Source organism: Yoonia sp. MH D7 (assembly GCF_054439475.1).
Window position 1 is genome coordinate 2,476,999 of record NZ_JBTJCF010000001.1, and the last position, 14,181, is coordinate 2,491,179.

Annotated in this window: 13 protein-coding genes; 7 read left to right on the forward strand and 6 right to left on the reverse strand. The window is 54.0% G+C overall.

What is annotated here, in order from left to right; all coding sequences use genetic code 11:
• Positions 1–20: 20 nt before the first annotated feature.
• Entirely contained in the window at positions 21–1,355 is a 1,335-nt protein-coding gene (locus ACXLHR_RS12245) for a DEAD/DEAH box helicase (protein WP_458791710.1), read from the reverse strand.
• Positions 1,356–1,402: 47 nt separating this feature from the next.
• On the opposite strand from ACXLHR_RS12245, the gene ACXLHR_RS12250 reads away from it, so the two are divergent.
• From ACXLHR_RS12250 to ACXLHR_RS12270, 5 genes are all read left to right on the forward strand, one after another.
• Positions 1,403–1,654 (forward strand): hypothetical protein, encoded by a 252-nt coding sequence (locus ACXLHR_RS12250; RefSeq protein ID WP_458791711.1) that lies wholly within the window; start codon positions 1,403–1,405, stop codon positions 1,652–1,654.
• 55 nt (positions 1,655–1,709) lie between these two features.
• Positions 1,710–1,976, forward strand: a complete 267-nt coding sequence (locus ACXLHR_RS12255; protein ID WP_458791712.1) for a hypothetical protein — start codon at positions 1,710–1,712, stop codon at positions 1,974–1,976.
• An 18-nt stretch (positions 1,977–1,994) separates the two neighbouring features.
• A complete protein-coding gene (locus tag ACXLHR_RS12260) occupies positions 1,995–2,795 on the forward strand; it encodes a DUF2145 domain-containing protein (protein WP_458791713.1) in 801 nt (266 codons plus the stop codon).
• Between the two features lie 97 nt (positions 2,796–2,892).
• Positions 2,893–3,702 carry a division plane positioning ATPase MipZ gene (locus ACXLHR_RS12265; RefSeq protein ID WP_458791714.1) on the forward strand — a complete coding sequence of 270 codons (810 nt, stop codon included), beginning with the start codon at positions 2,893–2,895 and terminating at the stop codon, positions 3,700–3,702.
• 93 nt (positions 3,703–3,795) lie between these two features.
• A complete protein-coding gene (locus ACXLHR_RS12270) occupies positions 3,796–5,412 on the forward strand; it encodes an FMN-binding glutamate synthase family protein (RefSeq protein WP_458791715.1) in 1,617 nt (538 codons plus the stop codon).
• Here ACXLHR_RS12270 and ACXLHR_RS12275 read toward each other — a convergent pair.
• The 3 genes from ACXLHR_RS12275 to ACXLHR_RS12285 all read right to left on the reverse strand — a co-directional run bounded on the left by ACXLHR_RS12275 (position 5,409) and on the right by ACXLHR_RS12285 (position 10,308).
• Positions 5,409–6,530 carry an N-acetylglucosamine-6-phosphate deacetylase gene (locus ACXLHR_RS12275; RefSeq protein ID WP_458791716.1) on the reverse strand — a complete coding sequence of 374 codons (1,122 nt, stop codon included), beginning with the start codon at positions 6,528–6,530 and terminating at the stop codon, positions 5,409–5,411. The two genes, ACXLHR_RS12270 and ACXLHR_RS12275, sit on opposite strands and share 4 nt — an antisense overlap.
• Positions 6,530–7,444, reverse strand: coding sequence for an ROK family protein (locus tag ACXLHR_RS12280; protein WP_458791717.1), 915 nt, complete (start codon positions 7,442–7,444; stop codon positions 6,530–6,532). Before ACXLHR_RS12280 ends, ACXLHR_RS12275 begins: the two co-directional genes overlap by 1 nt.
• Positions 7,445–8,079: 635 nt before the next feature.
• Positions 8,080–10,308, reverse strand: coding sequence for a vWA domain-containing protein (locus tag ACXLHR_RS12285; protein ID WP_458791718.1), 2,229 nt, complete (start codon positions 10,306–10,308; stop codon positions 8,080–8,082).
• 294 nt (positions 10,309–10,602) lie between these two features.
• On the opposite strand from ACXLHR_RS12285, the gene ACXLHR_RS12290 reads away from it, so the two are divergent.
• Positions 10,603–11,193 carry a rhodanese-like domain-containing protein gene (locus tag ACXLHR_RS12290; protein WP_458791719.1) on the forward strand — a complete coding sequence of 197 codons (591 nt, stop codon included), beginning with the start codon at positions 10,603–10,605 and terminating at the stop codon, positions 11,191–11,193.
• Between the two features lie 83 nt (positions 11,194–11,276).
• On the opposite strand, the gene ACXLHR_RS12295 is transcribed toward ACXLHR_RS12290, so the two are convergent.
• Positions 11,277–12,410, reverse strand: coding sequence for a PLP-dependent cysteine synthase family protein (locus ACXLHR_RS12295; protein WP_458792541.1), 1,134 nt, complete (start codon positions 12,408–12,410; stop codon positions 11,277–11,279).
• A gap of 176 nt (positions 12,411–12,586) precedes the next feature.
• Positions 12,587–13,009 (reverse strand): nucleoside diphosphate kinase regulator, encoded by a 423-nt coding sequence (rnk, locus tag ACXLHR_RS12300; RefSeq protein WP_458791720.1) that lies wholly within the window; start codon positions 13,007–13,009, stop codon positions 12,587–12,589.
• 558 nt (positions 13,010–13,567) lie between these two features.
• Here rnk and ACXLHR_RS12305 point away from each other — a divergent pair.
• Positions 13,568–13,876, forward strand: a complete 309-nt coding sequence (locus tag ACXLHR_RS12305; protein WP_458791721.1) for a DUF1127 domain-containing protein — start codon at positions 13,568–13,570, stop codon at positions 13,874–13,876.
• Positions 13,877–14,181 lie beyond the last annotated feature (305 nt).

The following is a 14,181-nucleotide window of genomic DNA, read 5'->3' on the forward strand; positions in this document are numbered from 1 at the left end:
TTTGGACGCCGTGATTTAAATTATGCAGCGCTTGAACTGCGACCGCGACCACCGCCGCCGCTGCTACGTTTGCGGTTAGCGCCTGCGGGCTTGCCTGCGCCGCCGTGCTTGCCTGCACCCGCTGCTGCGCGACCACCGCCGCCACCGTTGCCGCTATTACGCGGTGCACCGCGTCCACGACCACCGCCACCGCCACCATTCGGGCGTTTTTTCTGGCCAGGCAAAATATCCCACGCACTACCGGATGCGACGGGAATTTCTTCCTTCATCGCCTTTTCAATATCCTTCAAGTCGATCATCTCGTCAGGGGCGCAGAATGCAATTGCAGAGCCCTCAGCACCCGCACGCGCCGTCCGACCGATGCGGTGTACATAGTTTTCAGCGACGTTTGGCAGGTCGTAATTATAGACGTGGCGCACGCCCGGAATGTCGATGCCGCGGGCAGCAACATCGGTTGCAACAAGCACACGAATCTTACCGGATTTAAACGCCTCAATCGCCCGCTCGCGCTGACCTTGGGACTTGTTGCCGTGAATCGATGCCGCGCCAAAGCCCTTGGATTCAAGGTATTTGTACAGTTTTTCACAGCCATGTTTTGTGCGACCAAACACCAGCGCCAATTCGTCGCGGTGTGCATCAAGCAGTTCAACCAACAGATCGGATTTCGCCGCCTGCGCCACATAGTGCAGTGACTGGTTGATCTTTTTCACAGCCATGCCCGGCGGGTTCACTTGCACACGCACAGGATCGTTCAAGAACGAATCCGCCAATTCCGCCATCAGCTTCGGCATCGTCGCCGAGAACATCATTGTCTGACGCGGTGTGGCCAAAAGTGGCGCAATGCGGCGCAGCGCATGAATAAAGCCCATGTCGAGCATCTGGTCGGCTTCATCCAGCACCAGATAAATCGTCTCGTCCAAGCGGATAGCACGACGGTCGATGAGATCAATCAGACGACCCGGTGTCGCAACAAGCAGGTCAACGCCGTTCTGCAAACGCTTCATTTGCGACGCGATACCCGCGCCACCCACCACAAGCGCCACTTTCAGATGGCTGCCTTTGGTGTAGGCAGTCAAGTTGTCAGCAATCTGCTTTGCCAACTCACGTGTCGGTGCGAGGATCAAGCCACGCGCGGTTTTCGGGTTCGGCTTTACGCCGGTTTTCAAAAGCGCATCAATCATCGGCAGGCCAAAGGCTGCGGTTTTGCCGGTGCCTGTCTGCGCCAAGCCCATAACATCGCGGCCATTCATGGCGTGCGGGATCGCTTGGGTTTGTATTGGGGTCGGGTCAGTGATGCCCTGCTCTTTGAGAATAGTCACCAATCGGGGCGCAAGGCCCAGCATATCAAAATCCATAATTTTCTTTCTTGCGGACGAAAGCCCGCGTATAAATCTGGCCCACCGTGAAATACGGACAAGCCAATGCAGGTTGCGCCCATATGCTGACGGCCAAGGCCACATGCCCCGACGCCGATCAGGCGCTGGACCCCCTGCGTGATGTGGGAACCGGAAATTTAATCGACGCCTTGCGGACCACTGGTCTCGCTCTGCACACGCGGCAGGATGCTGTCGGTGAGGTGGAGATGCGGGATTTTGCAGCGCGAGTCAAGGGCCGTGATTTCGTTCGAGCTATGAACGTAGTTCATTTTTATTGACACCCCCGAGAATCATCGCCATAGATGAACAATGTTCACAAAATGGAATGCCGAAATGAAAACCCCACTCCTGATCTTGCTCGCCCTCACAACAACCGCCTGCACCAACGCCGCTAGCACCCATGTCGCAGCATCCGCCGACCATAGCGCAGCCGCCGCCAGCCACGGCTCTGCGGCCGCGGTCGATTCCGCCGTGGCCGTGGTTGCTGTCCCTTTACTCGTCGCAGGGTCGGCGATGGTCGTATCGGGTGCCGCAGTCGCAGAAATCCAACACACACCTGTCCCAACGGTCGCACCAAACGGCCCACCTGCCCTGCGCTAACCCCAGATCGGATATCACATGAAACGCTTTCTCAAACTTATCGCCGCCACCCTTATCGCAGCATTGCCAACCCTGTCACAGGCAGGCAGCAGTGCAGCGGGCAATTCGGTTTTGCCCCAAGGCGAGGTTGCCACCTTCGCCAACCGCGTGCAAAACGACCTCGCCGCAAGGGGGGCAAATGTCGCCATTGTCTCGCGTATGGGACGTGATCCGGCCCAAATGCCGGACGGCATTCTTTATACTCACCTCGGAATTTGGGTCTATTCAACGATCACAGATGCACAGGGCAATCGCGGCCAAGGCTACCGTGTCTATAACCTCTACCAACGCGAAAACGACCGCACGCGCAGCGATCTGGTGCAAGACAGCCCCGCTGACTTTTTTGCAGGTGCGCAAAGGCTGGACGCAGGCGTCATCATTCCTACCCCCGCGCTTCAACGTAAAATCATCGCAACCATCAACAGCCCGACCTACGCCGCCCTACACAATCCGCGCTACTCGGTCCTCGCCAACCCGCGCACCAGCCAATACCAGAACTGCACCGAACACACGCTCGACGTGTTGATCGCCAGCATCTACGGAATCAACGACATCCCCCAAATCAAGGCCAACATCACCGCCTACTTTGAACCGCAAACTGTCGACGTCGGCGGCCTGAAACGGGCGCTTGCCTCAATGGCATCACCTGCGATGAACACCGACGATCACGGGCCGACTATAGGCACCGCCACCTTCGGATCGGTCAGCCGCTTCTTGGAAAACTATAACCTCGCAAAGGAAGTCTACCGCATAACCCCCGCCAATGTGTCTCGTTTCTGACAATCCGGTTTAAAATGCGACCAACTGATCAGCATTGCTTTCCCTTCCCGTTTGTCCGCCATATAGACAAGAGAACTAACGTGAAGAGGGCAGATCAGTGGCGCATATTATCGTCGTAGGCAATGAAAAAGGCGGCGCGGGAAAGTCCACCGTATCGATGCATGTGGCAACTGCGTTGTCGCGTATGGGCCATAAAGTCGGCTGCCTTGATCTCGATCTGCGCCAAAAAACGCTAGGGCGGTACATCCAAAATCGGCACACATATCTTGAAAAGGCGGGCTTGGAGCTACCAACACCGAGCTATCACGACCTGCCGGAAATTGATCAGAGCACGCTTGCGCCCGATGTAAATGTCAACGACCACCGGCTTTCTCTTGCGGTAGCGGGGCTGGAACCTGAAAGCGATTTCATCCTGATAGACTGCCCGGGCTCGCACACACGTCTAAGCCAAGTCGCGCATAGCCTTGCAGATACGTTAATCACGCCGCTCAACGACAGCTTTGTCGATTTTGATTTGCTGGCCCACGTCGACACCGAAGGCGAAGACATCACTGGGCCATCGGTTTATTCCGAAATGGTGTGGAACGCGCGACAATTGCGTGCGCAAGCAGGGCTCGCACCGATTGACTGGATCGTGGTGCGAAACCGCATGGGCGCGCAGGCCATGGTGAATAAAGAAAAAATGGAACGAGTGATCGAAAAACTGTCCAAGCGGATCGGATTTCGCACCTCAACCGGTTTCAACGAACGCGTCATTTTCCGCGAGTTGTTCCCTCGCGGCCTGACCCTGCTAGACCTGAAAGATCTTGGCGTGAAGGGCATGAACATCTCCAACGTCGCCGCTCGTCAAGAACTGCGCGATTTGATCAAATCGTTGAATTTGCCAAATGTAACGGTCACTTTTTAAACCGCCGTTCACACTATTCTGTCACCTTGCTTTTGTTATGTGGTTAACCATCCTAACATGAGATATTAACCACGTTTGAATTAGGGGACTACGGTGAAAGAAATCTTAACTTTGCAACGGTATACGGCATTGCTGGCGGCCATTTTGTTGACCGCGATCTGCCTGATCGCGTCGTTTTGGGTCGGCTGGCTATTTGTCCCATTTGTGATGTTCGCAGCACTCTCCGCACTTGGCCTGCACGACATTAACCAAGATCGGCATGCGATCACCCGCAACTATCCGATCATCGGTCACCTTCGGTTCCTGTTCGAAACGATCCGCCCCGAAATTCGGCAGTACCTGATTGAGGGCGACAAGGATGAGATGCCATTCAGCCGCGAGGCCCGATCATTGGTCTATCAGCGGTCCAAAGGGGCCGAGGACAAGCGGCCGTTCGGAACCCAGGAAAACGTCTATACTGCAGGATACACTTGGTTAACCCATTCCATCTCGCCCGTGCATTTTGACAATTATGATTTCCGCGTGGCGATTGGTGGCCCAGATTGCAAGAAACCTTATAGTGCATCGCTCTACAATATTTCAGCGATGTCGTTTGGCGCGCTCTCGGCCAATGCGATTTCGGCATTGAACAAAGGCGCAAAAATTGGCGGCTTTGCGCAAGACACCGGCGAAGGTGGGATCAGCCGCTATCACCGTGAAGGCGGCGGCGACTTGATTTATGAAGTCGGGTCCGGATATTTTGGATGCCGCAACGATGGCGGCTCATTTTCGCCAGAAAAATTTGCTATTCAAGCCGACGATCCCCAAGTCAAAATGATCGAATTGAAGCTAAGCCAAGGCGCTAAACCCGGCCACGGCGGCCTACTTCCGGCGTCAAAGATCACTCCTGAAATCGCAGAAGCGCGCGGTGTGCCTATGGGTCAAGACTGCGTCTCGCCTGCGGCCCATTCGGTATTTTCAACGCCTTTGGAAATGATGGAATTTATCGGCCAGTTGCGCACATTGTCGGGTGGTAAACCCGTCGGTTTCAAACTCTGCATTGGCCACCGGCGGGAATTTATGTGCCTTGTGAAGGCCATGCTCAAAACCGGTATTGTGCCTGATTTCATCGTCGTCGACGGCACCGAAGGCGGCACCGGTGCGGCCCCTCTAGAGTTTGCAAATCACGTTGGCATGCCAATGGTCGAAGGGCTAACATTTGTACACAACACCCTGCGCGGAGCGGGTCTGCGCGACCAAGTAAAGATTGGCGCGGCAGGCAAATTGATCAGTGCATTTGACATCGCCCATGCTATGTCTTTGGGGGCCGACTGGTGCAACTCTGCACGCGGCTACATGTTCTCGATCGGCTGCATTCAGGCGCAAGCCTGTCATACAAATCACTGTCCGGTTGGCGTTGCGACGCAAGACCCGCGACGCCAAAAAGCGTTGAACGTCTCTGACAAAAGCCAACGCGTTGCCCGTTTTCATGCCAATACGCTTAAAGCATTGGGTGAAATGGCGGGCGCTGCCGGTCTGCATGATCCGCGCGACTTCCTCCCATATCACTTCATGACCCGCAAAAGCGACGGCACGATGACCGAAGGGCAAGAGGCAAACCCCTATCTGCCAAAAGGCTTCCTGCTTGATGAAAACGGCGGCGATTTTAACTATCGAAACCGGTGGAACCGCGCAAATGCCGAAAGCTTTGAAGCCGTTCCGCTAGACTAACGCGACATTTCAGCCAGCGACTGAACCGTTCGGTAGCTCGGATCAATTAGAATAACATCGCGCAGCAAACGACCCTGTATTGTCGCAAGGTGATCCTGACCGATCACCTGCGCGGGAATCGTGATTGCCATGCGCAACGCCTCCTCTGGGGTCACACCCAGCGTCGCAATTAAACGCGCAACACCTTCAATCTGCGTGAAATGCGCACCTGCAAGATTCCCCTCCTGGTTCACTAATCTGCCGTCACGTAATGAGATCGTCTCACCATAAATATCAAAATGATCTGGGCCTCCCACGGTCGACATCGCATCCGAAACCAGAAACATCCTGTCCGGTACAGGCCGTGCACGCAGCGCAAGGCCCAGCATTTCATCAGCGACATGAATCCCGTCACAAATCAATCCGGCATAAGCATCCGAATTGATCGCAGTCCCAACGACACCTGGCGCACGGCTAACCATCTGCGACATCGCATTAAACAAATGCGTAAAACAGGTGGCACCCGCAGCGAGTGCTGCCTGCGCGGCCTTCGCATCACAATCAGAATGACCAATCGAGACAATCGCACCAAGCGTTGCCAATCGGGTAATTTGCACATCAGTTACGGCCTCTGGTGCGACCGTAATCATCACAGCGATCCCCGCCTCGCGCAACCGCGACACCTGCGCAATCGTGCCCTCGTCCATCGCACGGACAAATCTTGCGGAATGGGTCCCACGGCGCGCTTGTGATATATGCGGTCCTTCGATGTGCAGCCCTGAGATACCCTCGACACCCTGAGCCAAAATCGCCGCGTCAACTACTTTTGCCAAAACTTCCGGCGCATCGGTGATAACTGTGGGCAAAATTGAGACGGTCCCAAATTTACGGTGCGCCGCGGCAATTGCCTGCATCCCCGCCACGGTTGGGGTCAGGTTAAGAAGAACTCCGCCACCACCGTTTACTTGCAAATCAACGAACCCGGGCGAGATAATACCTGCCACACGCGTCACCTTGGCATCATCATTGATGTCAGAGACCAGCGCAAGAACACGGTTGCCTTCAACCCCCACGCCCATCCCTCGGTGCAGCCTTTCCCCATCAAAAACTGCATCGGGCAAAATCAATCGAGACGTCATTAACCATGATCCTTTATCAGTTTGCACTGCAACGCGTTATAAGCAGCACCACGCGCACCACTGGTCTCACCGCCCTGCGCCACAACAACTTTCGCCACATCAAAGCCGGCAAACTGCGCATCACGCAATCCCTCGTGCAACGCGTCAGCGACCTGCGGCATCTTTGATAGCCCACCGCCCACAACAAAAATATCCGGGTCACTCACCCGCGAAATCGTATTCAGTAACTCCGCGACAAGACTCACCCAAATGTCCCAAACAATTTGCACGGCGGGATCATAGATGCGGTTTTGCGCTATCTCTTTCGGGGTCATTGTGCGGCCAAGTTTTACTTGCGCAATTCCCGTCAATCCAGGTCCAGCAATCAGGGTCTCTATGCACCCCATCTGACCGCAGCCGCAGCGCAAAATCGGTAAATTATGTTTCGCCACAAGATGCGCGGGAGCTGCCATATGACCAAATTCACTACCAACGCCACGACCGCTGGACTGCAAAATACCATCCACAGCCAAGCCGCCACCCACGCCTGTGCCTAAAATCAACCCCGCCACAACACGGTATCCGCGCCCTGCACCAAACACCGCCTCTGACAGAACAAGCGCACGGCAGTCGTTCATATAGACAATTTCAACGCCCGCAGCACGCGCCACATCAGCAGGCAACGGCATACCATTCGCGCATAAATTTGCCGTCAACACTGCACCCGTGGATGGATTCACAAGACCCGCCGCCCCAATCCCGACCGCCATATCTGCATGTTGTTTTGCCCAAATCACCTCTTCAGCCAGCACTGAAACCAAAGCAGGATAATTCGTAGGGGTAGACACCCGCCGCCGTTCGACACACTGCCACTGTGCGTCAAATATCTGCGTTTCGATCTTGGTACCGCCCAGATCAACACCTGCCGCGATCATGATGCGATCACGGTGTTTAACGTACTCGTTTCAATAAACGGATTATCCACGCTCAGATCCAATTCCGCTGACCAGATTACACGGGCAAGTTGCCACAGCGCGGTCATTAACGTCGCGCCCCATGTGGTGCCACAAGGGAAATCAAGGCCGATATCCCCTCCGCCCCAAATACTTGCGTATCGGGAAATTGAGTACGCAGCCCAGCCACATGATCCAAGCCGCAGCGGGCAACACCCATATCATTTTTTGACAATTTTATGATCACGAGCAGTCCGTCATAAAAGATTTTAACCCCTCATAAAAACTTGACGTATTTCCCCACAATTTAGGAAAATTCCCCGCCGACAGATCCAACGCCTTCAACACAGGCTCACACATCGCGTGGGCCAATGCCTAGCCCCACAAAAACTGACCGTCTTGACGTCCTGTGCAACAGCGCTTCAAATCTGACGTGGTCATGTTGTTTGGGTCACTTTTAAAAGCATTGCAAGCACGTCAGAGGTAAATAGTCAGATGATGCCGCGTCGGTCAAAAAAGTCAAACTGGACCTGTCACGGTTTAGTACCGCCTACTGGCAGTTCGTCTGTGCGGCCCTATACTTCAAATATTATCTAGTAAAACACTCTCACCAAATGCTATTTGCCTGCGGTAATCGTCAACGGGATCACGCCCAGAACAACATTATCCTGCCCCATAAAATAACGGATTTGATAGTCTCCAGCCGCGTCAGGCAGCGAAATGGTCACTGGATTGCCCGCGCTTGTGTAAGCATATGATTTATAACCGCTCTCGCCGGGTTCCGAGATGCCGATGAAATCACGCGGGTAGTTGGGTCCGTCCCAACCCACAACAATTTCCCCGTCCGTCAACGCAATACGCGGGCTTGCTATGATCTGTGCTTTAACCTGCGTCACCGATACCACTTGCTGGTACAGGACCACATTGTCCTGCCCAAGAATGTAGCGGATTTCATAGCTCCCGGCCGCCGGTGGCATGAGAAGTTGCAGCGGAGAGCTGTCCTCGACGTATGTATAGTTGACGTATTGCCCGCCGCTGTCGCCAATCTGCGCTACAGAAATATAATCGCGGGGATAGGCAGGGCCGGTCCACTGCACAGCAACCGAAGATCCCATGGGCGCAGTTGCAGGCGCGGTGACGGTAGCGGTCACTTCGTTCACCGTGATCGCGCGGCTTGACAGGATCACGTTGTCTTGCGCAAGGATGTACCGGATTTCATAGCTTCCGGCCGCCGATGGCATCACCAGATCAAGAGGCGAGCCTTCAGTCACATAAGTATAGTTTTCATACTGCCCACCGTTATCGCCCGTCGCGGCAACCGAGATGTAATCGCGGGCATAGTCGGGACCAGTCCATTCGACCACAATCGTCTCGCTAACGGCCGCCACATCAGGTGCCATTAGCACCGCGCCAGTTTCAGCAACGCTGATCTGCGCACGCGCCATGATCGTGTTGTTCTGCGCCATGATATAGCGCACCTCGTATTCTCCTGGTTCGGAAGGCATCAGCAGGTTCAGAGGATTGCCGTCGGCCGTATACGTATAATTGACGTAGCTGCTACCGTTGCTCTCGACCGTTGCAATTGAAATATAGTCGCGGCGATAATCAGGCCCGTCCCAGCCAATTGTAACAGATGCCCCCACATCGGCAACATCAGGCACAATAAGTGCCGCCTTGATCCGGGTCACGGTGATAGCGCGCTTGGCCGCAATGACACCGTCTTGCGTAATATAGCGCAACTCGTAATTCCCCGCTATCGGTGGCATTAAAAGCCCGTTTTGAGCGAGATTGGGAATATAGGTGTAGTTGATATACGACGTTGCGCTTTGGTCCGTAGAGGCCACGGATAAAAAATCTCGCGCGGCACCGGGGCCCATCCAATCCACCATAATCGTCGATCCAACAGGCGCTGTATCTTGCGCCGCGATCGTGGCTTCAGGTTGCGGCAGTGGTAGCACAACAGTCACCGTTTGGGCGTCACTGGTGACGACAAAATCGACCATGACTTCTAGCTCTTGAACGGTATCATGGGCAATTGCCGTATAATTTCCGGCGCCGAGTTCCACTGAATAGGTCTTGCTCGCAGTAGCGCTTGCCCCTTCGATCAACAGCCCTTCAACGCCACGTATATCCCAAACAACTTGCGTGGACGCATCCGGCCCACCTTCGCCGCGCGTTGCGCGAAAGTTGATAAGGCTTAGCATAGGTTCAGGGTCAGGCTGACGAACGGCGGCAACGGTGGTCAGTGCCGCAGATAATTCCTCTGCATTGGAGGCAGTGAGAAACTGTCCGCCCGTTTCATCGGCAAGGCATTGCATCTGCGCCAAGGCGTCCGGTTCTGTCACGTCAAACCCGACAACATGCGCGGTAAAATCGATACCAGCGCCTTCAAGCAACCGCGCAGCGGCGCAAGGGTCGGGGTTACAGGTCTCGATCCCGTCAGAGACAAGAATGACAGTTGCCGCCTCTTCTGTGTAGCGCAGCGCCTCGGCGGCCGCGATAATCGCATCGGTCATCGGGGTTTTGCCGCGTGGGTTAATCGCATTCACCGCAGCCAGGATCGCAGCGGCAGTACCGGGACCAGGGGCCACAATGGTTTCGATATCAGCGCAATTTCCGCGCTCGCGGTGTCCATAAACCGTCAAGCCAAGATTTTCATCCGAAGGGAAATCCGCCAGAATTTGTCCGACAACGTCGCGCGCGATGACGATTTTGTTCACGCCGTCAATTTGGCCCCACATCGATCCTGATCCATCAAGAACCAAGATCGTATTTGGCCGATCTTGCGCGAAGGCTAAGTTGGGGAGCAGCAAGAAGCAAAGGAGCAAGGCGGATAAAACACGCATAACGATTCCAATCTGCTATATCTTTAAGGTAAATCGTGATCTTATTTGCGCGTCAGGTCAAGAAAAAGCGATTTACGCATGCCAGCGATCTCGGTGAGTTTGGGGCACATGACAGCGTTTCACGACTGTTCCCGCAGTCAGATGGCATCCATGCACATAGTCATTGAGGTGCGTAAATTGCCCCCTAATACTGACGTATCAAATTCCAACAGTGGAATGTATTGACAATTTCAAAGCCCAGCGCTTTGCTGTGTACCAACAACATGTGCTTTTGGTGCAAAGAGAGGAAACCCCATGAAGAAAATAGCCTTAACAATTGCTTTGACATTACTCGCCAGCACTGCGCTTGCAGAAGGAGAAGTCGGTATAACAAACGCGATATCCTCGGTCACGGTGGAAACGCGCAACGGCCCCGTCGTGATTGACCGGATTCAAGATACAACCAATGAGCTAAGCGGCGAGTGGGCCTACACATCGCGCCCCTGCCCTGAATTTTGCATCCAACCTCATAGTGTTGCGGAAGGCGTTACCACGATCGGAGAGTTGGAGCTGATCGAGATGTTGCAGGACCCAGATACTGTCGTTGTAGATAGCCGCACACCTGACTGGTTTGCGGGCGGCACGATCCCCGGTGCGATCAATATCCCGTATACCTATGTCGTTGATGAGTTAGCGCAGTTGGGATGTGCGCCTGATTTTGACGGTTGGGACTGCGCAGATGCAAAGCCGGTTGCCCTATTTTGCAATGGCGTTTGGTGCGGCCAGTCGCCGACCGCGATCCGCAATATGATCTCCGAAGGATACCCAGCCGACCGTATATTCTATTACAGAGGTGGTATGCAGATTTGGCGCTTGCTTGGTCTGACTGTGAACGGTGGCGAGTAGGTAGATTTGACGGATTAAACAATGACAGCCCCGCGTGTGGGCTGTCATGCCGTAATGCTACTTCGCCGCGGTTAGGACACCGATTATATGCGGCTGCCCTGAGGGAGAACAAGCGCACCTGTCTGTAAAAACTGCTCTAGCGCGTCAGTCCACGGGGCGATGTCGAGACCCTCTTTGGCGATCCAATCCTCGTTGTAGTAAGTATCGTTATAGCGTGCGCCGCTGTCGCATATGATTGATACCAGTGCGCCGGATTTCTGATTTTCGATCATCTGAGACGCAATCAAACAAAGCCCAAAGAAATTGGTGCCTGTGGACCCGCCAACACGGCGGAAAATCCTGTCAGACAGGATCCGCATAGCAGCAATTGATGCAGCATCGGGGATACGAAACATATGATCAATCACCTCCGGCAGGAATGAGGGCTCGACCCGTGGCCGCCCGATACCCTCAATCCGCGACCCCTGCGCGCAGGTCACGCTTCTGTCACCGCTACAATAACAGTCATAAAACGCCGAGCGTTCTGCATCAACGACACACAGGCGTGTTGGCAGGTTACGGTAACGGATATAGCGCCCGATGGTGGCAGAGGTGCCGCCGGTTCCTGCGCTCATGACAACCCACTCTGGCACAGGATCATCTTCGCCTTCCATCTGCTCGAATATGCTTTCGGCGATGTTGTTATTGCCACGCCAATCTGTCGCCCGTTCAGCATTGGTAAACTGGTCGAGGTAATGCCCTCCGGTTTCATCCGCGATCTGTTGAGCAACGGCATAGACCATCGACCCGGCGTCCACAAAATGGCATTTGCCGCCACATTGCTGGATTTCGGCAATTTTTTGGCGCGAGGTTGAATGCGGCATCACAGCAATGAATGGCAACCCAAGTAATTCCGCAAAATATGCTTCGGAAACGGCAGTGGACCCCGACGAGGCCTCTACAAGAGTTGTCCCTTGGTGAATATGACCGTTACAAATACCGTATAGCACCAAAGAGCGCGCGAGCCGGTGTTTCAGGCTTCCGGTCGGATGCGTGCTTTCGTCTTTCAGGTAGATTGAAATGCCTTTAAGCGCCGGAAAATTGGGCTTAATCAAATGTGTATCCGCAGACCGCCGCGCGTCACCGCGCAAGATATTGATCGCTTTTCGCTGCCATGCGTCCTGTAAATTGTCCAGTTTTAGCAGATCTACGCCATACGAGGGCATCACTGTCGTCATCACGTTTTTTTCCCATTCTAGCGCCATCCGCAAAACCTGTGAAAAACTTCACATGCCCTAGCGTCATAATACCCCCATAACCTTAGCACCTAGTACGCCCGGACAAAGGAAATCCGGTCATTTATTCTCGTTCAGCCAATCAAAGCTGGCTACGGGATTGCAGTGATAGTTCGGGTTTAAGTATTTTGCGCGACGGCAAGAATGGTCAGAACACGGCGTTGGTTGTCCCGCGTATCCCAATAAAAACTGGCGCCTTCGGCCAAGCCAAGAAGCGCGACGCCAATCGGGGTCATGACAGAAACCCGCAATTGCGCGATGTCCGCCTCTTCCGGATAAACAAGGGTCACGGTTTTATCGTATCCGGTCGCTTCGTCGCGGTATGTCACCGAGCTTCCCATCGCCACAACATTTGCCGGCATTTTTTCAGATTTGACGATACGCGCGCGCCCGATTTCATCAAACAACCGGTCGGCGAGCACAGGATGCCTACGCATCATACCATCAGCCAGCCCTTCAAGGTGGGCAAGGTCGTCGGCATTGATCACGATCTTCGGGTTGCGTTTGCTCGTTTTTTTAACGGCGGGCTGTGTGGTCGTCATGATTTCTCCTCGGGCGAAAAGCGCCACAATTACGTTGTAGGTAAATGATTAGACCCCGGGAAGTACGACGGACGCGGACGCGTCTAGACCACCCGGGGACGCGGGCGGTTTAGCAAACGAAATCGGAAATGATCTGCATAAACAATCATGTTACCAGAGTTAGGTAACGACCGCTCATTAGTCAATCCAGTTGTAATGGATATGTATTCCGTGACCTTTTAGGCCCACGTACAAGCGCATTAATGCCAAAAAATCGGACAGGCTTGCCGTCCGGTTGAAAGCCCATGCGGTGCGGCCCATGTGTGATGAATGATAATGTTCAGTGTTCATAAGAGGGTTCTGCTGTTTGCAGGACAACGACTGAACCGCCGGTAACCCCGAGCGGAGGGCCGATAGTGCTACTTCACGCTTCGGGGGTATTCAGAAAACTTTGATCTAAACGAGACGCCGCGGACATTTAATATGTCATGTTTTCGCAGCCCCTTAGCTGCGTATGAACATGGCTATGACTGTGCAGCCCAGCGGCTCGACAATGACCATCTATGCTAGGAAAATAACATGTATCCCAACGTAACACACCAGAACCACTTCACAAAACGCACCGATCTATTGCCAGTGAACACAAACGCAAAACCTGCGCAAAGCAGTCGATTGCAGCGCTGGGTGCGGGCAGTGAGCAAGAACTGGAAGCGGCGAAAAATGATTGCAGCGCTACATGCAATGGATAACCATTTGCTAAAAGACATTGGCATCGCACGCTATGAAATTAACTGTTTAGTCGACGCGTTCGACGACCGTGAACTGCGGATTGTGCCATTGGCACCCATTGCAAATCTAGAAAGCGCAAAATCGCGGATCGCCGCATAACTCCTTTGGCTGAACAGCCGAACCTGAAGATTAGTTTTAAAATATGTTTACGCAGCAAAGGCGCGCCGTGCAAACGGGCGCTTGGCGATGAATGATGGCTGTATTGACTATTAGAAGGATGATGTCGGTCGCGCTTGCGTACTTCACCGGCCTGCCAAGACCACCTATTTCGTTAGGACGAAACGTGTCCCGGTCAGAAATATTGCAACACCGTCGGTTTGTCGGACCTCCATTGCGACGAAAATGCTGAGGTAAGCATGACTGGGATCACGGCCAATCTCGGTCCGTGATCCCAAATCGTTTTA